Annotated in this window: 27 protein-coding genes; 23 read left to right on the top strand and 4 right to left on the bottom strand. The window is 71.6% G+C overall.

Features of this window, described 5'->3' with window-relative positions; genetic code table 11:
• The first annotated feature begins 15 nt into the window (after window positions 1-15).
• The 6 genes from FHX78_RS10185 (at window position 16) to FHX78_RS10160 (ending at window position 7,103) form a co-directional block, all read left to right on the top strand.
• Entirely contained in the window at window positions 16-1,812 is a 1,797-nt protein-coding gene (locus FHX78_RS10185; RefSeq protein WP_145867124.1) for an ABC transporter substrate-binding protein, read from the top strand.
• A 108-nt stretch (window positions 1,813-1,920) separates the two neighbouring features.
• A complete protein-coding gene (locus tag FHX78_RS10180) occupies window positions 1,921-2,919 on the top strand; it encodes an ABC transporter permease (protein WP_145867123.1) in 999 nt (332 codons plus the stop codon).
• Window positions 2,916-4,013: an ABC transporter ATP-binding protein gene (locus FHX78_RS10175; protein ID WP_145867122.1), complete on the top strand. Its 1,098-nt coding sequence runs from the start codon at window positions 2,916-2,918 to the stop codon at window positions 4,011-4,013. Before FHX78_RS10180 ends, FHX78_RS10175 begins: the two co-directional genes overlap by 4 nt.
• A gap of 23 nt (window positions 4,014-4,036) precedes the next feature.
• On the top strand, window positions 4,037-5,434 hold the full coding sequence (locus FHX78_RS10170) for an ABC transporter ATP-binding protein (protein ID WP_145867121.1): 1,398 nt from the start codon (window positions 4,037-4,039) through the stop codon (window positions 5,432-5,434).
• Between the two features lie 63 nt (window positions 5,435-5,497).
• A complete protein-coding gene (locus FHX78_RS10165; RefSeq protein ID WP_145867120.1) occupies window positions 5,498-6,154 on the top strand; it encodes a trimeric intracellular cation channel family protein in 657 nt (218 codons plus the stop codon).
• Window positions 6,155-6,242: 88 nt separating this feature from the next.
• Window positions 6,243-7,103 carry a thioesterase family protein gene (locus tag FHX78_RS10160; RefSeq protein WP_145867119.1) on the top strand — a complete coding sequence of 287 codons (861 nt, stop codon included), beginning with the start codon at window positions 6,243-6,245 and terminating at the stop codon, window positions 7,101-7,103.
• A 118-nt stretch (window positions 7,104-7,221) separates the two neighbouring features.
• Here FHX78_RS10160 and FHX78_RS10155 read toward each other — a convergent pair whose 3' ends face one another.
• Window positions 7,222-7,881 (bottom strand): TetR family transcriptional regulator, encoded by a 660-nt coding sequence (locus FHX78_RS10155; RefSeq protein ID WP_145867118.1) that lies wholly within the window; start codon window positions 7,879-7,881, stop codon window positions 7,222-7,224.
• Between the two features lie 112 nt (window positions 7,882-7,993).
• On the opposite strand from FHX78_RS10155, the gene FHX78_RS10150 reads away from it, so the two are divergent.
• The 7 genes from FHX78_RS10150 (at window position 7,994) to FHX78_RS10120 (ending at window position 13,158) form a co-directional block, all read left to right on the top strand.
• Window positions 7,994-8,161 carry a hypothetical protein gene (locus FHX78_RS10150; protein ID WP_145867117.1) on the top strand — a complete coding sequence of 56 codons (168 nt, stop codon included), beginning with the start codon at window positions 7,994-7,996 and terminating at the stop codon, window positions 8,159-8,161.
• A 57-nt stretch (window positions 8,162-8,218) separates the two neighbouring features.
• Entirely contained in the window at window positions 8,219-8,485 is a 267-nt protein-coding gene (locus FHX78_RS10145) for a DUF4190 domain-containing protein (RefSeq protein ID WP_145867116.1), read from the top strand.
• A 69-nt stretch (window positions 8,486-8,554) separates the two neighbouring features.
• Window positions 8,555-9,724 (top strand): cysteine desulfurase family protein, encoded by a 1,170-nt coding sequence (locus tag FHX78_RS10140; protein WP_145867115.1) that lies wholly within the window; start codon window positions 8,555-8,557, stop codon window positions 9,722-9,724.
• Between the two features lie 54 nt (window positions 9,725-9,778).
• A complete protein-coding gene (locus FHX78_RS10135; RefSeq protein WP_145867114.1) occupies window positions 9,779-10,354 on the top strand; it encodes a hypothetical protein in 576 nt (191 codons plus the stop codon).
• 182 nt (window positions 10,355-10,536) lie between these two features.
• A complete protein-coding gene (locus FHX78_RS10130; protein ID WP_425282232.1) occupies window positions 10,537-11,634 on the top strand; it encodes a hypothetical protein in 1,098 nt (365 codons plus the stop codon).
• Window positions 11,635-11,682: 48 nt separating this feature from the next.
• The gene (locus tag FHX78_RS10125) at window positions 11,683-12,258 is read left to right on the top strand and encodes a hypothetical protein (RefSeq protein WP_229924145.1); all 576 of its coding nucleotides are present in this window, start codon (window positions 11,683-11,685) and stop codon (window positions 12,256-12,258) included.
• A gap of 60 nt (window positions 12,259-12,318) precedes the next feature.
• Complete coding sequence (locus tag FHX78_RS10120; RefSeq protein WP_145867111.1) at window positions 12,319-13,158, top strand: hypothetical protein; 840 nt, start codon at window positions 12,319-12,321, stop codon at window positions 13,156-13,158.
• Between the two features lie 85 nt (window positions 13,159-13,243).
• Here the strand turns inward: FHX78_RS10120 and FHX78_RS10115 are convergent, their stop codons facing one another.
• Window positions 13,244-13,912: a peptidoglycan recognition protein family protein gene (locus tag FHX78_RS10115; RefSeq protein WP_145867110.1), complete on the bottom strand. Its 669-nt coding sequence runs from the start codon at window positions 13,910-13,912 to the stop codon at window positions 13,244-13,246.
• Window positions 13,913-13,971: 59 nt separating this feature from the next.
• Here FHX78_RS10115 and mnmA point away from each other — a divergent pair, with 59 nt between their 5' ends.
• Window positions 13,972-15,102 carry a tRNA 2-thiouridine(34) synthase MnmA gene (gene mnmA / locus FHX78_RS10110; protein ID WP_145867109.1) on the top strand — a complete coding sequence of 377 codons (1,131 nt, stop codon included), beginning with the start codon at window positions 13,972-13,974 and terminating at the stop codon, window positions 15,100-15,102.
• 25 nt (window positions 15,103-15,127) lie between these two features.
• Here the strand turns inward: mnmA and FHX78_RS10105 are convergent, their stop codons facing one another.
• Window positions 15,128-15,907 carry an alpha/beta fold hydrolase gene (locus tag FHX78_RS10105; protein WP_145867108.1) on the bottom strand — a complete coding sequence of 260 codons (780 nt, stop codon included), beginning with the start codon at window positions 15,905-15,907 and terminating at the stop codon, window positions 15,128-15,130.
• Window positions 15,908-15,987: 80 nt separating this feature from the next.
• Window positions 15,988-16,311, bottom strand: a complete 324-nt coding sequence (locus FHX78_RS10100) for a DUF427 domain-containing protein (protein WP_145867107.1) — start codon at window positions 16,309-16,311, stop codon at window positions 15,988-15,990.
• Window positions 16,312-16,385: 74 nt separating this feature from the next.
• Here FHX78_RS10100 and FHX78_RS10095 point away from each other — a divergent pair, with 74 nt between their 5' ends.
• The 9 genes from FHX78_RS10095 (at window position 16,386) to FHX78_RS10055 (ending at window position 26,836) form a co-directional block, all read left to right on the top strand.
• The gene (locus tag FHX78_RS10095; RefSeq protein ID WP_145867106.1) at window positions 16,386-17,189 is read left to right on the top strand and encodes a class I SAM-dependent methyltransferase; all 804 of its coding nucleotides are present in this window, start codon (window positions 16,386-16,388) and stop codon (window positions 17,187-17,189) included.
• Complete coding sequence (locus FHX78_RS10090) at window positions 17,186-17,725, top strand: LOG family protein (protein ID WP_145867105.1); 540 nt, start codon at window positions 17,186-17,188, stop codon at window positions 17,723-17,725. The genes FHX78_RS10095 and FHX78_RS10090 overlap by 4 nt, the downstream gene beginning before the upstream one ends.
• A gap of 18 nt (window positions 17,726-17,743) precedes the next feature.
• The gene (locus FHX78_RS10085; protein ID WP_145867104.1) at window positions 17,744-18,442 is read left to right on the top strand and encodes an SDR family oxidoreductase; all 699 of its coding nucleotides are present in this window, start codon (window positions 17,744-17,746) and stop codon (window positions 18,440-18,442) included.
• A gap of 88 nt (window positions 18,443-18,530) precedes the next feature.
• Window positions 18,531-19,532 carry a methionine synthase gene (locus tag FHX78_RS10080; RefSeq protein WP_145867103.1) on the top strand — a complete coding sequence of 334 codons (1,002 nt, stop codon included), beginning with the start codon at window positions 18,531-18,533 and terminating at the stop codon, window positions 19,530-19,532.
• Window positions 19,533-19,546: 14 nt separating this feature from the next.
• Window positions 19,547-21,742 carry an NAD-dependent DNA ligase LigA gene (gene ligA / locus FHX78_RS10075; protein ID WP_145867102.1) on the top strand — a complete coding sequence of 732 codons (2,196 nt, stop codon included), beginning with the start codon at window positions 19,547-19,549 and terminating at the stop codon, window positions 21,740-21,742.
• Between the two features lie 259 nt (window positions 21,743-22,001).
• Window positions 22,002-24,440, top strand: a complete 2,439-nt coding sequence (locus tag FHX78_RS10070; RefSeq protein WP_145867101.1) for a putative bifunctional diguanylate cyclase/phosphodiesterase — start codon at window positions 22,002-22,004, stop codon at window positions 24,438-24,440.
• Window positions 24,441-24,803: 363 nt separating this feature from the next.
• Window positions 24,804-25,100, top strand: a complete 297-nt coding sequence (gene gatC / locus FHX78_RS10065; protein ID WP_004925108.1) for an Asp-tRNA(Asn)/Glu-tRNA(Gln) amidotransferase subunit GatC — start codon at window positions 24,804-24,806, stop codon at window positions 25,098-25,100.
• A 6-nt stretch (window positions 25,101-25,106) separates the two neighbouring features.
• Window positions 25,107-26,600 carry an Asp-tRNA(Asn)/Glu-tRNA(Gln) amidotransferase subunit GatA gene (gatA, locus tag FHX78_RS10060; RefSeq protein ID WP_145867100.1) on the top strand — a complete coding sequence of 498 codons (1,494 nt, stop codon included), beginning with the start codon at window positions 25,107-25,109 and terminating at the stop codon, window positions 26,598-26,600.
• The gene (locus FHX78_RS10055) at window positions 26,597-26,836 is read left to right on the top strand and encodes a hypothetical protein (protein ID WP_145867099.1); all 240 of its coding nucleotides are present in this window, start codon (window positions 26,597-26,599) and stop codon (window positions 26,834-26,836) included. The genes gatA and FHX78_RS10055 overlap by 4 nt, the downstream gene beginning before the upstream one ends.
• Window positions 26,837-26,846 lie beyond the last annotated feature (10 nt).

Here is a 26,846-nt window from a genome sequence, read left to right as displayed (position 1 = left end):
GGAGGATCCGAGATCGTGACTACCCAACGCACCTCAGGGCGGCGCAAGCAGGCCATGGCCGCTGCCGCAGTGGTCGCCGCGCTGTTGACCACCGCGGCGTGCGGCGGCGGCGGCAGCGACAGCGACGGCGGCTCGAAGGGCAGCGCCGCCGGCTTCGACGCGGCGAACAACAAGGTCGCCCAGGCCGACCAGGCCAAGAAGGGCGGCACGCTGAAGTTCGCGAGCGCGCAGGACGCCGACTCGTGGGACACCACGCGCGGCTACTACGGCTTCATGTGGAACTTCTCCCGCTACTACTCCCGTCAGCTCGTCACCAACGCCACGGAGCCGGGCGAGGCCGGCGCCGGCGTGGTGCCGGACCTCGCGACCTCCACCGCGAAGGTCACGGACGACGGCAAGACCTACACGTACACCCTGCGTGACGGGATCACCTGGGAGGACGGCAAGCCGATCACCTCCAAGGACATCAAGTACGGCATCGAGCGCGTCTGGGCGCAGGACGTGCTGTCCGGCGGTCCGACGTACCTCAAGGAGGTGCTCGACCCCAAGGGCGAGTACCAGGGCCCGTACAAGGACAAGTCCAAGGACAAGCTCGGCCTGAAGGCCATCGAGACGCCGGACGACAAGACCATCGTCTTCAAGCTCCCGAAGGCCAACTCGGACTTCGAGGAGATGCTGGCGCTCACCTCCGCCTCCCCGGTCCGCCAGGACAAGGACACCAAGTCCAAGTACGGTCTGCACCCGTTCTCCTCGGGCCCGTACAAGTTCGAGTCCTACAGCCCCGGCAAGGACCTCACCCTGGTCCGCAACACCGAGTGGAAGCAGGAGTCGGACCCGGTCCGCAAGGCGTACCCGGACAAGATCACGATCAAGTTCTTCACGAACGCCAACGAGCTCGACGCCCGTCTGATCGCCGGTGACTACGACCTGGACCTCGCCCAGACCGGTCTGTCGCCGCAGGGCCGCACCACCGCCCTTCAGGAGCACAAGGGCAACCTGGACAACCCGGTCTCCGGCTACATCCGCTACGCGGTCTTCCCGCAGAGCGTGAAGCCGTTCGACAACATCCACTGCCGCAAGGCCGTGCTCTACGGGGCCGACCACGTCTCCCTGCAGACCGCGCGCGGCGGCCCGGTGGCCGGTGGCGAGATCGGCACCAACATGCTGCCGCCGTCCGTCCCGGGCGCCGAGGGCCAGAAGTACGACCCGTACGAGATGGCGGGTGCCAACAAGAAGGGCAACATCGCCAAGGCCAAGGAAGAGCTCAAGGCCTGCGGCAAGCCCAACGGCTTCAAGACCACGATCGCGGTCCGCAACAACAAGCCGGTCGAGGTGGCCACCGCCGAGTCGCTCCAGGCGTCGCTGAAGAAGGTCGGCATCATCGTCGACATCGACCAGTACGACGGCTCGCAGACCGCCGGCATCATCGGCAGCCCCGCGAACGTGATCAAGAAGAACTACGGCATCATCATCATGGGCTGGGGCCCGGACTTCCCGTCCGTCCAGGGCTACGGTCTGCCGCTGTGGCACAGCGACTACATCCTCGAGAGCGGTAACAACAACTACGCGCTCATCAAGGACAAGGCCATCGACGGCCTGTTCGAGGACTACGTCAACACGCTGGACGACGCCGGCAAGGCCAAGATCGCCACGGAGATCAACCACAAGGTGATGGAGGGCGGCTACTACCTGCCCTTCGTCTTCGAGAAGTTCCTCAACTGGCGCGGCAGCCGACTGGCGAACGTGTACACCTCCGACGGCTACAGCGGGATGTACGACTTCGTCAACCTCGGCCTGAAGTCCACGAAGTAACCGGCACACCCGCCGTACGGCACGAAAGGCAGGTGAAGGCCGGCGCGGCGTGAGCGCGGGCCACCGGACGACCTCCGGTGGCCCGCGCTCCGCGGCGGGCCGTTAGCTGTGCTCGCTTACCTCATCAGGCGGCTGTTCGCCGCCGCAGTGATGCTCGTGGTCATCATCCTGGTGGTCTTCGGCATCTTCTTCCTCGTCCCCAAGTGGGCGGGCGTCGACATCGCCACGAGCTTCGTGGGCAAGCAGGCCGACCCCGCGGCCGTCGAGGGGGTGCGGCAGAAGCTCGGGCTCGACGACCCGATCTTCGTCCAGGCCTGGGAGTTCTTCAAGGGAATCTTCGTGGGCCGCACCTACGCGGGCGGCGGTGACGTCACCCAGTGTGCCGCGCCGTGCTTCGGCTACTCCTTCCGCAGCGAACAGGCCGTGTGGCCGGTGCTGACCGAGCGTTTCCCGGTGACCCTGGCTCTCGCGCTCGGTGCGGCCATCCTGTGGCTGATCTTCGGTCTGGCCGCGGGCGTCCTCTCCGCGCTCAAGCGGGGCAGCCTGTGGGACCGCGGTGCGATGGTCGTCGCCCTCGCGGGTGTCTCCCTCCCCATCTACTTCACCGGCCTGATCAGCCTGGCGCTGTTCTCCCACGGACTGGGCTGGCTCGACGCCGAGTTCGTACCCCTGGAGGACAGCTTCAGCGGCTGGATCGGCGGCATGATCCTGCCCTGGATCACCCTGGCCTTCCTGTACGCCGCGATGTACGCCCGGATCACCCGCGCGACCATGCTGGAGATCCTCGGCGAGGACTACATCCGCACCGCGCGCGCCAAGGGCCTCAAGGAACAGGTCGTCATCCGCAAGCACGCCATGCGGTCGACGATGACGCCGATCCTGACCATGCTCGGCATGGACATCGGCGCCCTGATGGGCGGCGCGATCCTGACCGAGACCACGTTCAGCCTTCCCGGCCTCGGCCAGAAGGTGCTGGACGCGATCAGGAACCAGGACCTGCCCTTCATCCTGGGCGTCGTCCTGATCACTTCTCTCGCGGTGCTCATCGCCAACCTCGTGGTGGACATCCTGTACGCCGTGATCGACCCCCGAGTGAGGCTCGCATGACCGAACCGACCAAGACCGGCACGGCCGTCGGCGAGCCCACCGACGGCTCGCCGGCCCCCACCTCCTTCCTGGAGGTCCGTGACCTCAAGGTGCACTTCCCGACCGACGACGGCCTGGTGAAGTCCGTCGACGGGCTGAGCTTCAAGCTGGAGAAGGGCAAGACCCTCGGCATCGTCGGCGAGTCCGGCTCCGGCAAGTCCGTCACCTCGCTGGGCATCATGGGCCTGCACACCGCCGGCCAGTACGGCAAGCGCAAGGCGCGGATCTCCGGCGAGATCTGGCTGGACGGCACCGAGCTGCTCTCCGCCGACCCCGACCACGTGCGCCGGCTGCGCGGGCGCGAGATGGCGATGATCTTCCAGGATCCGCTGTCCGCGCTGCACCCGTACTACACGATCGGCCAGCAGATCGTGGAGGCCTACCGGATCCACCACGACGTCGACAAGAAGACCGCGCGCCGGCGGGCCGTCGAGATGCTCGACCGGGTCGGCATCCCGCAGCCGGACAAGCGGGTCGACAACTACCCGCACGAGTTCTCCGGCGGTATGCGCCAGCGCGCGATGATCGCGATGTCGCTGGTCAACAACCCCGAGCTGCTGATCGCCGACGAGCCGACCACCGCGCTCGACGTGACGGTGCAGGCCCAGATCCTGGACCTGATCCGCGACCTGCAGAAGGAGTTCGGCTCCGCGGTCATCGTCATCACCCACGACCTGGGCGTCGTCGCCGAACTCGCCGACGACATCCTGGTGATGTACGGCGGCCGCTGCGTGGAGCGCGGCCCGGCCGAGAAGGTGTTCTACGAGCCCCGCCACCCCTACACCTGGGGCCTGCTCGGCTCGATGCCGCGACTGGACCGCGAGCAGCAGGACCGGCTGATCCCGGTCAAGGGCTCCCCGCCCTCGCTGATCAACATCCCGTCCGGCTGCGCCTTCAACCCGCGCTGCCCGTACGCCGACGTCCCCAAGGACAACGTCACCCGCACCGTCCGCCCCGAGCTGACCGAGGTCGGCAGCCGGCACTGGGCCGCCTGCCACATGTCCGAGGAGCAGCGGGAGCGAATCTGGACCGAAGAGATTGCGCCGAAGCTGTGAGCGAGAAATCCAAGGACACAGCCGTGACGGTTTCCACGCCGAGTGACGCCACCGCCCCCGCCAAGGGTTCCGGCGGTGAGGTCCTGCTCAAGGTGACGGGGCTGCAGAAGCACTTCCCCATCAAGAAGGGCCTGCTGCAGCGGCAGGTCGGCGCGGTGCACGCGGTCGACGGGCTCGACTTCGAGGTCCGGGCCGGCGAGACCCTGGGCGTCGTGGGCGAGTCGGGCTGCGGCAAGTCGACCATGGGCCGGCTGATCACCCGGCTGCTGGAGCCGACCGGCGGCACCATCGAGTTCGAGGGCAAGGACATCACGCACCTCGGGGTGGCGGGCATGCGCCCGATGCGCCGCGACGTGCAGATGATCTTCCAGGACCCGTACTCGTCGCTGAACCCGCGCCACACCATCGGCACCATCGTCGGCGCTCCCTTCAAGCTCCAGGGCGTCGAGCCCGAGGGCGGCATCAAGAAGGAAGTGCAGCGGCTGCTGTCGGTCGTGGGCCTCAACCCCGAGCACTACAACCGCTATCCGCACGAGTTCTCCGGCGGCCAGCGCCAGCGCATCGGCATCGCCCGCGCGCTCGCGCTCAGCCCCAAGCTGGTCGTGGCGGACGAGCCGGTCTCCGCGCTGGACGTCTCCATCCAGGCGCAGGTCGTCAACCTGCTCGACGACCTCCAGCAGGAACTGGGCCTGACGTACGTCATCATCGCCCACGACCTGTCGGTGGTCCGGCACGTCTCGGACCGGATCGCGGTGATGTACCTCGGCAAGATCGTCGAGCTGGCGGACCGCGACGCGCTCTACAAGGCGCCGATGCACCCGTACACCAAGGCGCTGATGTCGGCCGTGCCGATCCCGGACCCCAAGCGCCGGGGCGCCAAGAGCGAGCGCATCCTGCTCCAGGGCGACGTGCCCTCGCCGATCTCCCCGCCGAGCGGCTGCCGCTTCCACACGCGGTGCTGGAAGGCGACGGAGATCTGCAGGACCACCGAGCCGCCGCTGCTGGAGCTGCGGCCCGGCCAGCGCGTGGCCTGCCACCACCCGGAGAACTTCGAGGACCAGGCCCCGCAGGACACCGTCCTGCTGACGGCCGCCAAGGAAGCCTCGGAGCTGCTGGGCGAGACGGCCCTGGAGGAGTCGGCGGAGACGTCGGCGGCGGTGGCGGCGGAGGTCTCGGGCGGGGCGCCCGAGGCCACCGGGACGGCGAAGACCCCGGCGACCGCGGATGCGGAGGAGGCCGAGGCGGCTGCGGAGGCCGAGGCGGGTTCCGCGGACGCCGACTCCGACTCCGACGCCGGCTCGGGTGAGTCCGCTGACGCCGACGCCGATGCCGAAGCGGGTGGGTCCGCCGACGCCGACGCCGCGGAGCCGGAGGGCTCCGGTGGGACCGGTAAGACGCCCGGGAAGTCCTCGGACAAGTAAGCCCACTCCAGCCCCCGCCTTGCTTTGCAAGGCGGGGGCTGATGCGTGGGTGAGAATGTAAGGGTGCTCCAGCAACTGTTCAGTCCGTCCGTCCTGCACACGCTCGACCTGATCGGCATCTTCGTCTTCGCGATCTCCGGCGCCCTGCTGGCCGTCCGCAAGAACTTCGACGTCTTTGGCATCGCCGTGCTCGCCGAGGTCACCGCCCTCGGCGGTGGTCTCTTCCGCGACCTGGTGATCGGCGCGGTCCCGCCCGCCGCCTTCACGGACCTGGGCTACTTCGTCACCCCGCTGTTCGCCACGGCCCTGGTGTTCTTCCTCCACCCGCACGTGGAGCGCATCCAGACCGGCGTCAACGTCTTCGACGCGGCGGGCCTCGGCCTCTTCTGCGTGGTCGGCACCATCAAGGCGCACGACTACGGCCTCGGTCTGACCGCCTCCGCCTGTCTCGGCCTGGCCACCGCGGTCGGCGGCGGGGTGCTGCGCGACGTGCTGGCCAACGAGGTGCCCTCGCTGCTGCGCTGGGACCGCGACCTGTACGCGGTCCCGGCCGTCGTCGGCGCCGCCATGGTCGCGCTGTGCATCCGCCACGACGCACTGAACTCCCTGACCAGCGGCGCCGCCGTGATCACGGCCTTCGTCCTGCGGCTGCTGGCGATGCGCTACCACTGGCGGGCGCCCCGCGCGTGGCACCGCCGCTCGACGGTCGTGGAGGAGTAGCGCACGGTGCGGCCGGGCGCGTACGGGCCCCTCGGACGGCGAGAGCGCAAAGCTACCGCTTAGTATTATCTTCTTGTACTGTTCAGCCATGCCAGAAGCAGCCTCCGCCCTGCCCGCCCGGGCCACCCTCGGCACCAGTGAGTTCGACCGCGACACCGCGGTCACCCGGCGCGAGCCCGGCGTCTACGACATCGACCTCTCCGCCGGCTGGACGATCATCAACGCCGTCAACGGCGGATACCTGCTGGCCGTCCTGGGCCGTGCGCTCGCCGACGCCCTGCCGCACCCCGACCCGTTCACCGTCTCCGCGCACTACCTGACCGCCTCGCAGCCGGGCCCGGCGGTCGTGCGCACCGAGACCGTGCGCACCGGGCGGACCCTGTCGACCGGCCAGGCGTCCCTGTTCCAGCGCGACGAGCAGGGCCGGGAGGTCGAGCGCATCCGCGTCCTCGCCTCCTACGGCGATCTGGACGCCCTCCCCGACGACGTCCGTACGACGGCGAAACCGCCCGCGATACCGCCCATGGAGCAGTGCTTCGGAACCGAGGACGGACCGGCCCCCGTCGAGGGCAGCTCCGCCATCGCCGACCGCCTGATGCTCAAGCTCGACCCGTCGACCCTGGGGTGGGCGCTCGGGCAGCCCTCCGGCAAGGGGGAGATGCGGGCCTGGTTCGGCCTCGCCGACGGCCGGGAGCCCGACCCGTTGTCGCTGCTCCTCGCGGTGGACGCCCTGCCGCCCACCGCGTTCGAACTGGGGCTGTCCGGCTGGGTGCCCACGGTGGAGCTGACCGTCCACGTCCGCTGCCGCCCGGCCCCCGGCCCCCTGCGCGTCTCGATCACCACCCGCAACCTCGCCGGCGGCTTCCTGGAGGAGGACGCCGAGGTCTGGGACAGCGCCGACCGCCTCGTGGCCCAGTCCCGCCAGCTGGCGCGCGCCCGTCTGACCTGACCCGGCGCGCCGCGCCCGGCCCGGCTCCGTGACCGCCGCGCCCGGCCCGGCTCCGTGACCGCCGCGCCCGGGGCTGCTCCGTGACCGCCGCGGCCGCCCCGCCCCGGGGCGGCCGTCGTCATGTCGCGGGCGGGACCCCGGCCGTCCCGTCCCGGTCCGGCCAGTGCCGGCGGCCGATGGCGATCAGCCGCAGCTGCCGGGCCGCCAGCCGGGACACCCGCTCCCGCGCCGCCGGCTCGTCCGCCGGCGCCTCCAGGAACAGGGAGGCCGTGACGAGCATCTGGTCCACATGGAGCTGGGCCAGCATCAGCAGGTCGTCCTCGCTCCAGCCGGCGGACTCCGGATCCTCCGCCAGCGCCTGCCCGACCTCCGCCGTGAACCGGGCCAACTGGCCGCGGATCGCCTCCCGCACCGGCCGGACCCCGCCGTGCCGCTCCCGGGCGACGAACCGGACGTGCGCGGGATGGGCGTCCACATGGCCCGCGATCAGCTCGACGGCGCGGGCGATGCGTTCCTCGCTGCCGACGGCCGGTGACACCGTCGTCCGGATCATCGGGTGCAGGCTGCCCAGCGCCTCCTCCACCAGCGCCACACCCAGCTCCTCGACGGACCGGAAGTGCCGGTAGAAGGCGGTGGGGGCCAGCCCCACCGCGCGGGTGACCTCACGCAGGCCCAGGCTGCTCAGGCTCTGCCCCTCCAGCAGCTCCAGCGCCGCGTCGAGCAGCGCCTGCCGGGTCCTCTGTTTCCGGGCCTGCCGGACGCCCGCCGTGTGACTCATGCCATCCAGTCAACAACTGTTCTCCGAAAGGGGGAAGTCGTAGACGTCGTTGGACTGGGTAGTCAGTGAACAGATGTATCGCAACCGTTCACCGAGACCTGGGGGATCGACCGTGCTGTTCCTCGTCGCCGCACTGATGCTGCTGGGTGTCGCCCTGGGCACCGTTGCCCACGCGCCGCTCTCCTTCTCCGTCGCCGCGGGCGCCGTCATCGTCGTCTGGCTGGGCGTCTTCGCCCTGCGCGAGCGCCGCGGCCGCCGGCGCGGCACCCCGGCGCGCTGACCTGCGCGAGACCGTCCCCCGTCCGTCCGACCGTCCCGACCGTGGGAGCCGATCACCATGCACCTCACCGCACCGGCCGGCCGCCGCACCGCGATCCACGACGCCGACGGCATGGCCGTCGCCTCCTTCGTCCTGGGCCTGCTGGGCCTGCTCGTCCTCAACGTCTTCCTCGGACCGGCGGCCGTCGTGCTGGCGGTCGTGGCCCTCGTACGGGGCACCGCCCGGCGCGGCCGGGCCCTCCTCGGGCTCGCGCTCGGCATCGCCGACCTCCTCGTCCTCGCGGCGTTCATCGGGGCGGACCGCACGATCTCGTGGAGCCTGTGAGCCGGTCCCCCCTCCTGGGTGACCGTGATCCGTGGCCGGTGAACAGGGCCCCGTAGAATCGGCCCCACCATGGCTTACCTCGACCACGCCGCGACCACCCCGATGCTTCCCGAGGCAGTCGAGGCACTCACCGCGCACCTGGGCGTCACCGGCAACGCCTCCTCCCTCCACGCGGCCGGCCGCCGCGCCCGGCGCACCGTCGAGGAGGCCCGCGAAACCCTCGCCGAAGCCCTGGGCGCGCGCCCCAGCGAGGTGGTCCTCACCTCCGGCGGCACCGAGGCCGACAACCTCGCGGTGAAGGGCCTGTACTGGGCCCGCCGGGACGCGGACCCGGCCCGCACCCGGGTCCTCGCCAGCCCCGTCGAACACCACGCCGTCCTCGACGCCGTCCACTGGCTCGGCGAGCACGAGGGCGCCACCGTCGAGTACCTGCCGGTCGACTCCCACGGCCGGGTCCACCCCGACGCCCTGCGCGAGGCCATCGCCCGCGACCCCGACGACGTCGCCCTCGCCACGGTCATGTGGGCCAACAACGAGATCGGCACCATCCTGCCGGTCCGCGAACTCGCCGCTGTCGCCGCCGAGTTCGGTGTCCCCCTGCACTCCGACGCGGTCCAGGCCTTCGGCCAGATCCCGGTGGACTTCGCCTCCTCCGGGCTCGCCGCGATGACCGTGTCCGGCCACAAGATCGGCGGCCCGTACGGCATCGGCGCCCTGGTCCTGGGCCGTGAGCACACCCCCGTACCCGTGCTGCACGGCGGCGGCCAGGAGCGCCACGTCCGCTCCGGCACCCTCGACGTGCCCGCCATCGCCTCCTTCGCGGCCGCCGGACGGCTCGCCGCCGGGCAGCAGGAGTGGTTCGCCCGCGAGATCGGCGGACTGCGCGACGACCTGGTCACCGCCGTCCGGGAGGCCGTCCCGGACGCGATCCTCGGCGGCGACCCCGCCCCCGGGGGCCGGCTCCCGGCCAACGCGCACTTCACCTTCCCCGGCTGCGAGGGCGACTCCCTGCTGCTCCTCCTCGACGCCCAGGGCATCGAGTGCTCCACCGGCTCCGCCTGCACCGCCGGCGTCGCCCAGCCCAGCCACGTCCTCCTGGCCACCGGCACCGACCCCGACCTCGCCCGCGGTACCCTCCGCTTCTCCCTCGGCCACACCTCCACGGAGGCCGACGTCGAAGCCCTCGCCAAGGCCATCGGCCCGGCGGTGGAACGGGCCAGGGCGGCGGGGCTGACGTAGGCCCTGGGTAGCCTGGCCGGAGCGGATTTCCGGTGCGAGCCGAGAGGAGCGGTCATGGAGGGTGCGCGAGGTTCCGGAGCGGACGCGGCGACGGCGCCGTACGGGCGGGCGGTGGCGTACCGGGAGAAGCTTCCCCGGCGCTGGACCGTCGCCACCGTGGCGGTCCTCACCGGCTGGGTCGCCTATCAGGGCAGCGTCCTGCTTCCCGACGACAGCACGCTCTGGTACGTCATGCTCGGGCTCTCGGCGTTCTTCGCGCTGGTGCTCAACGCCGTGCCGATCTCCAAGCGCGTCTACCACCGAATCCGCCTCCGTGACGGGCAGTTGACCGTCGGGCGGGAGACGATCGCGGTGGACTCGTTGACGGCCGAGTCGATCCGGGAGGCCAGTGAGCAGCCCACGGACGCGGAGTTCGCCGCGGCCCTGGCCTCGCGGTCGCCCGAGGAGCTCACGCGGCTGCGACAGGCGAGCCGGGCGACGCCGCCGCCCCGGCTCGTGGGCGGCGGATGGTCCGTGCCGCTGGGCATGGAGCAGATCGTGGTCGAGACGGTGCGGGGCGAGGCGCTGCTGATCGCCACCCACGACCGCGAGGCTCTGCTGGACGCGTTGACACGAGCCCGCCAGGTTTAGAGCCCGTCGGCTCCCGAGCTCGATCACGGTCTCGATACGGTGTCCGTCGTGCCTGTGCTCTTCCCCTCGGGAAGGAGCCGACGCTGATCAGCCGAAGGAGCTTCGTGACAGGCAAGCCCAACAGAGTCGTAAATCCGCAAGACGTCGAGCAGTTGGCCGAACTGCTCGACGGGCGGGGAGGAGTGGGGGACAGACTCGACGAGGCGCTGACGCGGGCGTCGAGACTCGGGGTTTCGGACAAACTGGGCGCGATACGGCCCATGCGGTCCTGGGTTTCGGACACCGCGCCGGAACTGCGCAGGAAGGCGGCGTACGCCCGCCTGGAGGACGGCGATCCGCTGGCCGGACTGCTGCTGGCCGGGTTCACCCCCGAGCAGCTCAAGAACAAGGATCTGCCGCCGGACATCCTGTTGGTTGCCAACGCGGCCGCGTCCGACGGCAAGGTCGACGACGGCTGGCTCAAGAAGAAGGACGGCGAGAGCCTCGACGACTGGCTCGTCAGGATCCAGGGCGACGCCGTCACCCAGCTGACCGGCAATGAGGAGCTGGGCAAGGCCGTCGCGACGTACATCGAGGGGGCCGCCAATCTGTCGGCGTTCTTCGTGGCGTCGACCACGGCGGCCCTGGGCACCAAGTCGCTCATCTCGTACTTCAAGAGCTCCAAGGTGCTCAACGCGCCCGGTACCTTCACCGCCCGGCTGATCAACGACCGCTGGCACGAACTGTCCAGGATTCCCAAGGCCGGCAGCTGGCTGACCCGGGTGCCGACCGCCGCGCTCGCCGGCTCCGACGAGGCGGCGATGCTGGCCGGATACATGCGCAAGGGCGCTTTCTATCTCCCCACCGCCACCGAGGCCAACCTGCTCACCGTCGCCCGACGGGGTGGTCTCGCCAACGCGGCCAGGGCCGCGGGGTGGATGCGCGGCGTCGGAATCGTCGGGTCCGCCGGCGCCACCGTGTGGGGCGTCGCCAACCTGGCGACCATGGATCACGGCAAGGCGTGGGAGGAGGACAAGGCCAAGTACCTCTCCAATTGGACCGGTACGGCCTTCAACGCCTCGCTCACCGCCGCGATGATCGCCCCCAACCCGGTCACCCTGGGCCTGGCCGTCGGTACCGGTGTCGCCTATGCCGGAACCCTGATCTGGGACCACTCGGACAAGATCGTGTCAGCCGGGGAGGACGTCGCGGACTGGGTCGGCGACAAGGCCGACAAGGCTGGCGAGGCCATTTCCGACGGCGCGAAGAAACTCGGCAGCGCCCTCAACCCGTTCGACTGACGCCGGACCACGGTACATCCGCGCCGAACGGCGCGAGGGGAAGGGATCATGCAGCAGAGGTACACCCTGGACCACTGGGAAGACCGTTCAGGCCATCGGCTGACCTGGAAGTTCGGGTACCGGGGAACGGCAGGGGAGTTCGGGCGGATCGAGGTGGTCTACCCGTCGAAGCGGCACGGTGACCGTCATGTCACCGAGGTCAGTGGGGACACCGTGCCCGCCACCTCCTTCGGTGGCTGGGCCCACGGACGCAAGCCCTCCCTTCACCTGGGGCAGCTCAGCGTCGGGGGGGCCGGAATACGCCTGAAGCGCAACCGCTGGGCGCAGACCAGATCCGGACGGGCCCTGCGGATGCGGGTCGCCGGACGGGAGTACCGCTATCTCGCTACCAGCCGACGGCACCGTGACCGCGCCCTGATCCGCGACGGTGTGGAGGTCCGGACCACGCGGCACGGCAGCGGTGCGCGGAAAAAGGCCATCTTCACCGTCCTCGGTCCGGCTGACGGGACCGACCTCGCGCTGGCCGCTGTGATGGTCGGGGTCAACACCCGCAACCTCACCCGGGGCGGCGCCGTGCGTGCCTTCTTCAACAGGTCGCTGGACTGGCTGGAGGTTTTCCAGTGACCCCGTGAACTGCCTGAGCCATCGCCGTCCGATCCCTTCCGCCATCGAAAGCGACACGCAATGCCCTCGTACGACAGCACCCGGGGCCGGTTCCGCCTCGCTGAGAGTCACCTGGCCGCCCTTCGCCACCGCGTCGAAGGGTCGGAGGTGCCCCCGGAACTGGCCGAGGCCGACCGTGAACTGCGCGAGGCCGGCCTGACGGACCAGGAGGGGAACCTCAACCTTCAGCTGGCCCCGCTGGTCAGCACCCTGCGGGACCCTGTCGTCGTTCTCCACGTGGAGGCGCTTGGGGCGCATGGCACCCTCCACCACGGCGTCACCATCGGCGACGGCTATGCCTACTCCCACGAGTCCTGGCCCGGCTCACCGGAGTCGGAGTACGTACGCCTGGAGCCGACCATGCTCGTCTGGGCGCTGGCGCGCATGGTCAATCTCCAGGGCGAGGACACCGTGGAGGTGGCCACGCCCGTGGTCGAGGCCACCACTGCCGTCCTCGACGCGGGACTCGACACCCTGGACAGCCTCCACGGCCTGACGGCCGAGGAGGGCGTCGACCGGGTGGCCGAGGCGCTGAGAGGCTCCGGGCTCACCAGGAAGCCGCAGGCCACTACGCTCGCCAAGCTGATCACCGGGATGCGTGCCAGCTGGCGGATGACCGCCGCCTGGCAGGGGCACGAGGACGGGGTCCCAGCCCCGCGGGTGCGCGGATTCGCTGTGTGGGACTGCGGACCGCTCGGCTACTGGCACCGTGAGCTGCCTGCCGAGCCGCTCCTGGCCGGCCAGGTGGACGACACCTCCGCGCTCAAACTGGTCCGAGTCGAGGCCAAGGAGGTCTGGCAGATGATCACCGAGCTGCTCCCGAGCGCGGAGGAGTTCGCGGCGGCGCCACAGCGGGGCTGAGCCGGGCAGGGGCGCGTCCGAGGTCCCGGCCGAACGTGTACCTGGGCTGTACGGCCTGGGACCGCATGGGCCCGGCGGACCGGCTTCAGGCCCGCTGCGTCGTGCGGGCCCGGCCGACCAGCTTCAGATAGCGGTCCCAGTCCCAGTGCGGGCCCGGGTCGGTGTGGTCCGTGCCCGGGACCTCCACGTGGCCGATGATGTGCTCCCGGTCGACGGGTATGTCGTAGCGGGCGCATATCCGGGCCGTGAGCCGCGCGGACGCCTCGTACATCTCGTCCGTGAGGTCCTGCGGCCGGTCCACGAAGCCCGCGTGCTCGATGCCGACACTGCGCTCGTTGTAGTCCCGGTTCCCCGCGTGGTACGCCACGTCCAGCTCGCGGATCATCTGGGTCACGCGCCCGTCCTGCCCGACGATGTAGTGCGAGGCCGCCTGGTGGTCCGGGTCCTGGAAGGCCCGCACCGCGCTGTCGAAGCTGCCCTGCGTGACATGGACGATCACCATGTCGATGCCGAAGTCGTCCGGCCGGTCGGCGCGCCGCCAGTTGGCCTCCGAGGCCGACACCCAGCGGGCGCCCGCGAAGTCCACCACGCCCTGCTCACGGGGCTTCTCGACACCCGGTATGCGCCACCACAGGCGCGCCAGCTCGTCCCGCGCCAGCACCGCCGTGCCCGTCGCGGCCACCGCCCCGCCCACGAGCAGGGCCCGTCGCCCGATGCGCCGGCCGGTGTCCTCGGATGCTCTTCTCGCCCCCATGTGATCGTGAACGCTTACCCGGCCACCGTGGTTCCCGCGCCCCGTACCCTGGAGGGGCTATGACTGACACCCCGCAGCGCACCCGCCCCCTCCGCGTCCTGGCCGCCATGTCCGGCGGAGTCGACTCCGCCGTCGCCGCCGCCCGCGCGGCCGAAGCGGGCCACGACGTGACCGGCGTCCACCTCGCGCTCTCCGCGAACCCGCAGTCCTTCCGCACCGGCGCGCGGGGCTGCTGCACCATCGAGGACTCGCGCGACGCCCGCCGCGCCGCCGACGTCATCGGCATCCCCTTCTACGTGTGGGACCTCGCCGACCGCTTCCGCGAGGACGTCGTCGAGGACTTCGTCGCCGAGTACGAGGCCGGCCGCACCCCCAACCCGTGCCTGCGCTGCAACGAGAAGATCAAGTTCGCCGCGCTGCTCGACAAGGCGCTCGCGCTCGGCTTCGACGCCGTCTGCACCGGCCACTACGCCCAGGTGATCCTGCGCGAGGACGGCACCCGCGAACTGCACCGCGCCTCCGACATGGCCAAGGACCAGAGCTACGTCCTCGGCGTGCTCGACGACCGCCAGCTCGCCCACGCGATGTTCCCGCTCGGTGACACGGTCACCACCAAGGAGGAGATCCGCGCGGAGGCCGAGCGCCGCGGGCTCGCGGTGGCCAAGAAGCCCGACTCGCACGACATCTGCTTCATCGCCGACGGCGACACCCAGGGCTTCCTCGCGAACCGGATCGGCCGGGCCGAGGGCGACATCGTCGACGAGTCCGGCACGAAGCTCGGCACCCACGAGGGCGCGTACGGCTTCACCATCGGCCAGCGCAAGGGCCTGCGGATCGGCACCCCCGCCCCCGACGGCAAGCCCCGCTACGTCCTGGACATCTCCCCGGTCACCAACACGGTCACCGTCGGACCGGCCGCCTCCCTCGACGTCGGCGCCCTCACCGCGGTCAAGCCCCGCTGGTGCGGCGCCGCCCCCACCGGCGCCGGCACCTACACCGCCCAGCTGCGCGCCCACGGCGGCGAGACCGAGGTGACGGCGGAGGTCGTGGACGGCGAACTGCGCGTGCGCTTCGCCGAGCCCGTCCGCGGCGTCGCGCCCGGCCAGGCGATCGTGCTGTACGACGGCACCCGCGTGGTCGGCTCGGCGACGATCGCGTCGACGGTGCGGGCGACGGCCGACGTGGCCTGAGGCGCCCGGGTCCCGGCGCCGTCGCTCACCGCGCGAAGAAGTCCGCCAGCACCGGCGCCAGGACATCCGGTTCGACCATGTGGGTCTGGCCCTCCAGGGTGCGGTACGTGCCCCGGGGGACCGACTCCGCGATCGCCCGCGCGGCCTCACGCATCCACCCCGGGCTCGCGTCGCCCGCGATGGACAGCACCGGCACGCGGATCTCCGCCAGCAGCTCGCGCGGGACGCCTCCGTCGCCCATGACGGCGTCGTCGTACGCCAGGCTCGGCGCGATCGACTCCATCCCGGCCCACATCGGGGACTGCCGGGCCCCCTGGATCGTCGCCTCGCCCAGCCCGGTCAGCCGCAGGAAGAGCTCGACCGCGTCGCCGCGCCGGCCCTCGGCCAGCGCCCGGGTCAGGTTCTCGGTGTACCGGGCGCGTGCCGCCAGCTCCTCCTCGGACATCGCGTAGGGCGTCTCGTACACGGCGACATGGCGCACCGGCAGCCCGCTCGCCGCCGCCCTGAGCGCCAGCGCGCCGCCCGAGGAGATGCCGTACAGCGAGGCCCCGCCGCCCACCGCCTCGATCACCGCGGCCAGGTCCTCGACCTCCCGCTCCACCGCGTACGGCCCCGCGTCCGTGCTGGCACCCCGGCCCCGGCGGTCGTACACGACCACCCGGAACCGCTCCGAGAGGGGCGCCGCCAGCGGCGCCACCGTGGCGCCCGTCGACATCGCGCCGCTGACGAGGACGACCACCGGGCCCCGCCCGGCGCTCTCGTACGCGAGGTAAGTGCCATCGTGCGAAAGGGTGTTCTTGTCCATGCCTGAGAAGACTGCCGCACGGCGCCGGTTTCGTCGGTGAGGCGGGCGGCGCGTCCGGCGGACGCAACCCTTCTACACGATCACCCCACTTCCACCTCGTAGAAACACAGGTGACCCTTGATCGGGGCGACGTCCTGCTTCGGTTCCCGGTACGCCCAGACCAGATCCGGCGCGTCCGGCAGCGACCAGTAGGACGCCGTGCCCTTGAACGGGCAGTGCGTGGTGGTGCCGGACGGGGTCAGCAGGTCGAGCCGTACGTCCTCCGGCGGGATGTAGTACCGGTCCGGACAGCCCGTCTCGCGCAGCACCAGCGCCCGCGTGCTCTCCGCCAGCACCTGCCCGCCGTGCACCACGCGCACGGATCGGTCACTGGGTTCGACGGTGATGCGGTGGCCTGTGGTCACGATCGCCCTCCTCGGGTAGCCGACTCACCGGTTACAGCGCACTCTGAAGCGGAGTTCTTCCCGAGGAGGCGCCCATGGGAGCGAAGGACACCGTCAGGAACCGCGGCACCCTCGCCCACCGGGCCCGGTACGCCCTGCGCCACCCGCGACGCGTGCCCGCGCACGCCCGGCGCGCGCTGCGCGACGCCTGGCTGCGGCTGCGGCACCGCGACCACATCGCCTACTACCGCGCGGTGATGGCCTCCGACGCGGCCCGCAGCGCCGAGGCGGCGGTCGGTCACAACCCCTCGCGCGAGCAGTGGGCGCGGATCGGCCGGATGCAGTTCGACTACCTGCTGCGGCACGGGCTGCGGCCGCACCACCGGATGCTGGAGATCGGCTGCGGCAACCTCCGCGCGGGGCGTCTGTTCATCGACCACCTGGAGCCCGGCCACTACTACGGCATCGACATCTCGCCGGACATCCTGCTCGCCGCCCAGGAGACCGTGGTCCGCGAAGGACTCCAGGCCAAGATGCCCTACCTCACCCTGTCCGACGACCTGACGTTCGCCTTCCTGCCCGACGGCCACTTCGACGTGGTGCACGCGCACAGCGTCTTCTCGCACTCGCCCCGGCACGTCATCGAGGAGTGCTTCGCGCACGTCGGAAGGGTGCTCGCACCCGGCGGCTTCTTCGACTTCACCTTCGACCGCACCGAGGGCGAGGAACACCACGTGCTGCACGAGGACTTCTACTACCGCACCCGGACCCTGACGGAACTGGCCGCCCGGCACGGACTGTCGGCGCGGTTCATGGACGACTGGGAGGAGCTGCCGCACAAGCAGTCCAGGATGCGGCTGACCGCGGTGTCCGACCGGGCCCGTACGGTGGGTCCGTGAACATCTGTGTCTTCCTCTCCGCCGCCGACCTCGACGACCGCTACACCCGCCCCGCGCGGGACTTCGCGCGCCTGCTCGGCAAGGGCGGGCACACGCTGGTGTGGGGCGGTTCGGACGTCGGCCTGATGAAGGTGGTCGCCGACGGTGTGGAGGAGGCGGGCGGCCGGCTCCTCGGCGTCTCCGTGGAGTTCCTCGCGGCCAAGGCGCGCACCGGGGTCGACGAGATGGTCGTCGCCAAGGACCTCGCCGAGCGCAAGAGGCTGCTGCTGGAGAAGGCCGACGCCGTGGTGATCATGGTCGGCGGCACCGGCACCCTCGACGAGGCCACGGAGATCCTGGAGCTGAAGAAGCACGGACACACCGACAAGCCGGTGGTCCTGCTCAACACCGCGGGCTTCTACGACGGGCTCAAGGAGCAGTTCCGCCGCATGGAGACCGAGGGGTTCCTGCCCCGTCCGCTCACCGAGCTGGTCTTCTTCGCGGAGGAGCCGGTGGGCGCGCTGGCCCATCTGGAGGAGAGCCTGGGCGTGGAGTGACCGCCGGGTGATGCGAGCATGGCGGGCATGGCTACACATGTGATCACCGGGGCCGGCTCCGGCATCGGCGCGGCCGTCGCCCGCCGTCTGCACGCGCGCGGGGACGAGCTCGTGCTGCACGCGCGCGACGCGGGCCGGGCGAAGGAACTGGCGGCCGCGTTCCCCGGCGCCCGCACCCTCGTCGGCGACCTCGCCGACCCCGACCGGCTGAGCTGGGCCTTCTCCCACCAGTCGCTCCCGGACCGGGTGGACTCCCTACTGCACATCGCCGGCGTCGTCGACCTCGGCCCGGTCGGCGAGCTGACCCCGAAGACCTGGCGGCACCAGCTCAACGTCAACCTGGTCGCCCCCGCCGAGCTGACCCGCCACTTCCTGCCCCAGCTGCGCGCGCACCGCGGCCACGTGGTCTTCGTCAACTCCGGCGCCGGTCTGAACGCCCACGCCGACTGGTCGGCGTACGCGGCCTCCAAGCACGGCCTGAAGGCCCTCGCCAACTCCCTGCGCCACGAGGAGCACGGCAACGGCGTCCGCGTCACCTCCGTCTACCCCGGCCGCACCGCCAGCCCCATGCAGGCCAAGGTCCACCGGCAGGAGGGCAAGGACTACGACCCGGGCCGGTGGATCGACCCCGAGTCGGTCGCCACGACGATCCTCATGGCCCTGGACCTGCCGGCCGACGCGGAGGTCAACGACCTCACCGTGCGGCCGGGCCGGTGACGGACGGCCCGTCCACCTCCCTGGGACGGGACGGCGAAGGGCGGCGGGGGCGGCACACCCCCGGCCGCCGCCTGCGTACGCTTCCCCCGTGAACGACAACCTTCCCCTCGGTCCCGCCACCGGCGTCGGCTCCCTGCCGGGGCACGACGCCCGCGAGGCCGCCAAGACCGTCACCGGCAGTTTCGAGGACTTCCCGCACCTGGCCGAACTGCCCGCCCGCGGGCCCGGCGCGGACATGATCGGCCGGACCGCCGGCCTGCTCGTCGAGCTGTACGCGCGCGTGGAGCCCAGCGGCTGGCGGATCGGGGACCGCCCGGGCCGGGACACCAAGCGGGCCCGCTCCTGGCTGCGCGAGGACCTCGACGCGCTGGAGGAGTTCACGCAGGAGTACCAGGGGCCGCTGAAGGTGCAGGCGGTGGGCCCCTGGACGCTCGCCGCGGCCCTGGAACTGAGGAACGGCGAGGCCGCCCTCTCCGACCCCGGCGCCTGCCGCGACCTCGCCGCCTCCCTCGCCGAGGGGCTGCGCCTGCACCTCGCCGAGGTGCGGCGGCGCGTGCCCGGCGCGCGGCTCGTCCTCCAGCTCGACGAACCCTCCCTCACCGCCGTCCTGCGCGGACAGGTCAGGTCCGCCAGCGGCTACCGCACCCACCGCGCGGTCGACCGGCAGATCGTCGAAGCCACGCTGCGCGACGTCGTCGGGGTGCACGACGGCGGGCCCGTCGTCGTCCACTCGTGCGCACCGGACGTCCCGTTCGCCCTGCTGCGCCGGACGGGCGCGGCGGGGGTCTCCTTCGACTTCTCCCTCCTCACCGAGCGTGACGACGAGGCGATCGGGGAGGCGGTGGAGAGCGGTACCCGGCTGTTCGCCGGTGTCGTCCCGGGCACGGACGGCCCGTTGTCCGACCCTGCGGGTAGCGTCATGGGTGTCAGGACGCTGTGGCGCAGGCTGGGGCTGCGGCCGGGGCTTCTCCCGGAGGCGGTCACGATCACCCCGGCGTGCGGACTCGCGGGGGCCTCCCCGGAGTACGCGCGCAGGGCCTACGCCCACTGCGTCCGGGCGGCGAGATCCCTCGCGGACAACCCAGAGTAACGGGAGGACACACGGTGGCCGGCGACAAGCAAGCGGAGACGACGAGCGTGCCCGCCGAGGCACGGGAGAAGCACGCCAGGCTCGCTGAGCAGATCGAGGAGCACCGCTTCCGGTACTACGTGAACGACGCCCCCGTCATCAGCGACGCGGACTTCGACCGCCTGCTGCGCGCACTGGAGGCGCTGGAGGAGGAGCATCCCGAGCTGCGCACCCCGGACTCCCCGACCCAGAAGGTCGCCGGGGCCTACGAGACGGAGTTCACCTCCGTCGAGCACCGCTCCCGCATGCTCTCCCTCGACAACACGTTCAACGACGACGACCTCGCCGCCTGGGTGGAGCGCATCCGCCGGGAGCTGGGCACCCAGAAGCACCACTTCCTGTGCGAGCTGAAGGTCGACGGCCTCGCCGTCAACCTCACCTACGAGCGGGGCCGGCTCACCCGCGCGGCGACCCGTGGGGACGGCCGCACCGGCGAGGACATCACGCCCAACGTCCGCACCATCGCCGAGATCCCGGACCGGCTGACGGGGGAGAAGGTCCCCGACCTGGTGGAGATCCGCGGCGAGGTCTACTTCCCGATGGAGAAGTTCCAGGAGCTCAACGCCCGGCTGAACGCGGCCGGTGACAAGCCCTTCGCCAACCCGCGCAACGCGGCGGCCGGTTCACTGCGCCAGAAGGACCCCCGGGTGACGGCCACCCGCCCGCTGCACATGGTGGTGCACGGCATCGGGGCCCTGGAGGGCTTCGACGGCATGACCCGGCTCTCCGAGGCGTACGACCTCCTCAGGACCTGGGGCCTGCCGACCTCCGGGCACAACAGGGTGGTCGACGGCCTGGAGGGCGTACGGGAGTTCATCGCGTACTACGGCGAGAACCGCCACTCCGTCGCCCACGAGATCGACGGGGTCGTGGTCAAGCTCGACGAGATCCCGCTCCAGGGCCGCCTCGGCACCACCTCGCGCGCCCCCCGCTGGGCCATCGCGTACAAGTACGCGCCCGAAGAGGTCAACACCAGACTGGTCAACATCCGGGTGGGTGTCGGACGTACGGGCAGGGTGACGCCGTACGCCCAGGTCAAGCCGGTCACGGTGGCCGGGTCCGAGGTCGAGTTCGCCACGCTGCACAACCAGGACGTGGTCAAGGCCAAGGGCGTCCTCATCGGGGACACGGTGGTGCTGCGCAAGGCCGGTGACGTCATCCCCGAGATCCTCGGGCCGGTCGCCGACCTGCGGGACGGCAGCGAGCGGGAGTTCGTGATGCCGGCGGAGTGCCCCGAGTGCGGGACGCCGCTGCGGCCGATGAAGGAGGGCGACGTCGACCTGCGCTGCCCCAACGCGCGTACCTGCCCCGCCCAGTTGCGGGAGCGCCTGTTCTACCTCGCCGGGCGCAGGGCGCTGGACATCGAGCACTTCGGGTACGTCGCCGCGGCGGCGCTGACCAGGCCGCTGGAGCCCGCCGAGCCGCCGCTGAAGGACGAGGGCGACCTGTTCGACCTCACCGTCGAGCAGTTGCTGCCCATCAAGGCGTACGTCCTCGACCAGGACAGCGGGCTGCCCAAGCGGGACCCGAAGACCGGTGAGGAGAAGGTCGCCACCGTCTTCGCCAACCAGGAGGGCGAGCCGAAGAAGAACGCGGTGGCGATGCTGGCGAACATCGCGGCGGCCAGAGAGCGTCCGCTGGCCCGCGTCCTGACGAGTCTGTCGATCCGCCATGTCGGACCGGTCGCGGCGGAGGCGCTGGCCCGGGAGTTCCGCTCCGTCGACCGCATCCAGGAGGCCACCGAGGCCGAGCTGGCGGGCACCGAGGGCGTCGGTCCGATCATCGCCGCCTCGCTCAAGGAATGGTTCGCCGAGGACTGGCACCGCGAGATCATCCGCAAGTGGAAGGCGGCCGGCGTCCGCATGGAGGAGGAGGGCGCCGGCGAGGACCAGGGCCCGCGTCCGCTCGAAGGGCTCACCGTCGTCGTGACCGGAACGCTGGAGCATTTCACCCGGGATGGCGCGAAAGAGGCGCTGCAGAGTCAGGGCGCGAAGGTGACCGGATCGGTGTCCAAGAAGACGTCGTTCGTTGTGGTCGGTGATAATCCCGGGTCAAAATATGACAAGGCGATGCAGCTCAAGGTGCCCGTTCTGAACGAAGAAGGCTTCAACGTCCTTCTGGAGCAAGGGCCCGAGGCTGCGGCCGATGTCGCTCTTTCGGCCGAGGAGTAGCGGTTGAAGGCCACCCGATCGGCGCATACCAGATGCATACGGGTGGCTGGGGCGCATTCGGGCAACCGTCGGCGACCGGTGCCCGTACGGGCCTTCCGCGGCCTACTGTTGAGAGGTGCGCCTGCCGTGCCCAGTTGCGGTCGGGGCAACCCCGTACTCGTGAAGGGGCCGGGGAAGGGCTTTCCACCGCGGAGCCGCTGAGGGTTGTCGGGCATCGGGCCGCGTGGCGTGGGCACCGCCGGCTGTGAGAGGGACGGGAATGGAACCGACCGAGAGCGCCGCGCCGGGCTCCCGGCTGCGCCTGCGCCGGATGGCGGCCGCATGGCGGCGCGGCCGGGTGGACGGGCGGGCCGTGGGACAGCCGGGTGCGCGGGGGCGCGCCGGGACGGGTGTCGTGGGTGCCGGGGGGAACGCGGGGACCGCGGGGGCCTCGGCGAGTGCGGACGCGGCGGGTGCTTCGGGTTCCTTCGGGTCCGGGGGTGCTTCAGGTCCTGGGGGGCGCGCGGGACGTGCGGGTGGTGCGGCGGGTGTGCGGGGCTCGGGTTCGGGGCGGTCGGGGATCGGGCGGTCGGGCGTCGGGCGGTCCGGGGCCGGGCAGTCGGGGGCCGGGCGGGGGCATGGGCATGGGCATGGGCTGTCCGACGCGGAGACGGAACGGCACCCGGCCTGGCCCGCGTTGCCCACGGCGGTCGTCGCGGCGGCCGCGTTCGTGCTGGGCGCCGGCTTCCTGCGGGCGTTCACCGGGGGGCACGCGCTCTTCCCGTCCGGCACCGTCGGCTGGTCCCTCGCCGTACTGACCGGGATCATCGTCGGCCATCTGGTGATGCTGGGCCGCTCCCGCTGGTGGGGCGGCACCGGCTCGGGCGCCGCCCTCACCCTCGCCGTGCTGCTGCTCTACGGCTGGATCGCGGCCGGCATGGTCAGCCTCACCGTCGTCGTGCTGGTCGGCGTGGCGCGGCGGGGCCGCTGGCGGCAGGGCGTGCTGCACGGCGCGGTGGACCTGCTCGGCATCGGCGCGGGCGCCCTGGTGCTGGCCGCCTTCGGCTCCGTACCGTCCGTGGAGGCGCCCTCGACGCCGGACAGCTGGACCCCGTACACCGCACCCGGGGTGGTGCTCGTCGCCGCCGTCTACCTCGCGGTCACCCGCACCCTGCTCTGGTACCTGCACACCCCGCGCGCCGGACTGCCCACCGTGGCCCGCACGGCGCTGGTCCGGCAGGGACTGGTGGCGGTCGCCCTGCTCGGCATAGCGCCCCTGGTGTGTGTGGTCGCCGACGCCAAGCCCGTCCTGCTGCCGCTGTTCTCCATTCCGCTGATCGCCCTCGACTCCACCCTGTGGATAGCCCGCGCGCGGGCCGAGGAGCAGCTGCGCGATCCCCTCACCGGACTGCCCAACCGGCAGTGGCTGCTGGAGCGGATCTGGACCGCGCTGGACGACGCGGAGCGGATCGGAGCCCGCGCCGCGCTGATGCTGATCGACCTGGACCGGTTCCGGTCGGTCAACGACACCCTCGGGCATCTCGCCGGTGACCGGCTGCTGCTGCAGATCGCCGACCGGCTGAGACTGGCGCTGCCGCGCGGGGCGGAGGCCGCGCGGCTCGGCGGTGACGAGTTCGCCGTCTTACTGCCCGTCGCCGACTCCACGACCTCCGCGACCCGCGTCGCCCGCAACCTGGTCTCCGCCCTCAGCTCCCCGCTCGACCTCGACGGGCTCACCCTCGTCCTGGAGGCGAGTGCGGGAGTCGCTGTCTTCCCGGACCACGCGGTCGACGCGGAGGGGCTGCTGCGGCGGGCGGACGTGGCGATGTACCAGGCGAAGCGGGACCGTACGGGAGTCGAGGCGTACGAGTCCAAGCGGGACTCCAACACGCCGGACCGGCTGGGGCTGCTGGGGGACCTGCGGCGGGCGCTGGACGCCCACGAGGTCGAGCTGCACTACCAGCCGAAGGTCCGCTTCGACGGGCAGGTGGCGGGGCTGGAGGCCCTGGTCCGGTGGGTGCACCCGGAGCGGGGGAAGGTGCCGCCGGACGAGTTCATAGCCATCGCCGAGTCGTCCGGGCTGATGCCGCACCTCACCGAGTACGTACTGGAGACCGCGCTCGGGCAGGTCGCGCGGTGGCGGGCGCAGGGGCTGTTCGTGCCGGTCGCCGTCAACGTCTCGCCGCGCGACGTTCACATTCCGGGGTTCGCCGGGTCGGTGGCGGCGCGGCTGGCGCGGCACGGGGTGCCGGCGGGCGCGCTGCAACTGGAGATCACCGAGCACGTGCTGCTGGAGGATCCGCAGCGGGCGGCCGACACGTTGAACGCGTTGACCGGGCACGGCGTGAAGATGTCGCTGGACGACTTCGGTACCGGGTACTCGTCGCTGGTGCACCTGCGGCGGCTGCCGGTCAGCGAGCTGAAGATCGACCGGTCGTTCGTGGCCAGGCTGGCGATCGACAACGAGGACGCGGAGATCGTGCGGTGCACGGTCGATCTGGCCCACTCGCTCGGGCTGCTCGTCGTGGCCGAGGGCGTGGAGGACGACGAGACCTGGGAGCGGCTGCGCGATCTCGGCTGCGACGCGGTGCAGGGGTGGCTGGTCGCCGCGGCGATGCCGCCGGACGAGACGACGGCGTGGCTGCTGGCGCGGGGGTCGCGGGGGTGGCAGCGGCCGGCGGCGGCTCTGCCCGCGGCGACGACGGGGACCGACGACTAGGTGGTGCTGCCGCGCCCACGGCCCGGTGGGTGGGTCGGGGCCGGGGCGGGGGTGTCCGTCGTCGGTCCGGCGCGGAATCGGTGACTCCGTGAGGTGAGGGCGCGGACGCGCCGGCCGCTGCGGGCGGGCACCCCCGCCCCGTCCCCTCCTCGCCGTGGGCGGCACATCGGCGCCACCGCGGGCAGTCGTGCGGGGCGGTGGGCAAGGGTGGGGGCGGCGGCGTTCCGTGAGTGCCGGGCCGCGCGGGGCACCGCCGCCCGGAGGTGCCCGGAAAGCCGGGTGAGGCAAAGGGTTTCACGGGCACGGCCTCCCGACCCATAGGATTGGGCCAAACCACACACACTCACCCCAGAGGATCGCTGCATGCCTGGCATCACGCGCGAGGAGGTCGCCCACCTCGCCCGGCTGGCGCGTCTGGAGCTGAAGCCCGAAGAGCTCGACCACTTCGCAGGCCAGCTCGACGACATCATCGGCGCGGTCGCCCGCGTCAGCGAGGTCGCCGACCAAGACGTACCGCCGACCTCGCACCCGCTCCCGCTGACGAACGTCATGCGGCCGGACGAGGTCCGTCCCTCGCTCACCCCCGAGCAGGCGCTCTCCGGCGCCCCGGCCCAGGAGCAGCAGCGTTTCAAGGTGCCGCAGATCCTGGGGGAGGAGTAAGCAACCATGACGGACATCATCAAGCTCACGGCCGCCGAGACCGCCGCGAGGATCGCCTCCGGCGAGCTCACGGCCGTCGCGGTCACCGAGGCGCACCTCGCCAGGATCGAGGCCGTCGACGAGAAGGTGCACGCCTTCCTGCACGTCGACCGCGAGGGCGCCCTCGCCCAGGCGCGCGCCGTCGACGAGAAGCGCGAGCGGGGGGAGAAGCTCGGCCCGCTGGCCGGCGTCCCCCTCGCGCTGAAGGACATCTTCACCACCGAGGGCATCCCGACCACCGTCGGTTCCAAGATGCTCGAGGGCTGGATCCCGCCGTACGACGCGACGCTCACCCAGCGGCTGAAGGCCGCCGACGTCGTCATCCTCGGCAAGACCAACATGGACGAGTTCGCCATGGGGTCGTCGACGGAGAACAGTGCCTACGGGCCGACCGGCAACCCCTGGGACCTCACCCGGATTCCCGGCGGGTCCGGGGGCGGTTCGTCCGCCGCGCTCGCCTCCTTCCAGGCGCCGCTCGCCATCGGCACCGACACCGGCGGCTCCATCCGCCAGCCCGCCGCCGTCACCGGCACCGTCGGCGTGAAGCCGACGTACGGCGCGGTGTCCCGGTACGGCATGGTCGCCTTCTCGTCCTCGCTCGACCAGGGCGGCCCCTGCGCCCGTACGGTCCTGGACGCGGCCCTGCTGCACGAGGTGATCGCCGGGCACGACCCGCTGGACTCCACCTCCATCGACGCGCCGGTCCCGCCGGTCGTCGAGGCCGCGCGCAACGGCTCGGTCGCGGGCATGCGGGTCGGTGTCGTCAAGCAGTTCCGCGGCGAGGGCTACCAGGCCGGTGTCGTCCAGCGGTTCGACGAGGCCGTCGCGCTGCTGAAGGACCTCGGGGCCGAGATCGTCGAGCTGGACTGCCCCTCGTTCGACCTGGCGCTGTCGGCGTACTACCTGATCGCGCCCTCCGAGTGCTCCTCCAACCTCGCCCGCTTCGACGGCCTGCGCTACGGCCTGCGGACCGGCGACGACGGCACGCACTCCGCCGAGGAGGTCACCTCGCTGACCCGTGAGGCCGGCTTCGGCGACGAGGTCAAGCGCCGCATCATGCTCGGCACGTACGCGCTCAGCTCCGGCTACTACGACGCGTACTACGGCAGCGCCCAGAAGGTCCGTACGCTGATCAAGCAGGACTTCGACGCGGCGTTCGAGCAGGTCGACGTGATCGTCTCCCCGACGACCCCGACCACCGCCTTCCCGATCGGCGAGCGCGCCGACGACCCGATGGCGATGTACCTCGCCGACCTGTGCACCATCCCCACCAACCTGGCCGGCAACGCCGCCATGTCGCTGCCCTGCGGCCTGGCGCCCGAGGACAACCTGCCGGTCGGACTGCAGATCATCGCCCCGGTCATGAAGGACGACCGCCTCTACAAGGTGGGTGCCGCCGTCGAGGCCGCCTTCGTGGAAAAGTGGGGCCACCCGCTGCTCGAGGAGGCTCCGTCGCTGTGAGTGCACTGACCAAGGCCAAGGGCTTCAAGAAGTCCAAGTCCGGTACGTACCTGTCCATGGCCGCCACCGCCTTCGGCGCGGTCGGTGTCGCCAAGCGTGTCAAGAAGGCGCGGCTGGAGAAGGACACCCTGGTCCTGATCGACGCCACCGTGTCCGCCGCCGCCATCGTCACCGGCCTCGCCATCCTCTACCGCGAGCTGAAGCGGCTGGGCGACGACGACGTCCTGCTGGGCTGAGAGGGAAGTT

Source organism: Streptomyces capillispiralis (assembly GCF_007829875.1).
Classification (GTDB): Bacteria; Actinomycetota; Actinomycetes; order Streptomycetales; family Streptomycetaceae; genus Streptomyces; species Streptomyces capillispiralis.
The sequence above is the reverse complement of the archived record's forward strand: the minus strand, read 5'-3'. Positions and strand labels throughout refer to the sequence as shown.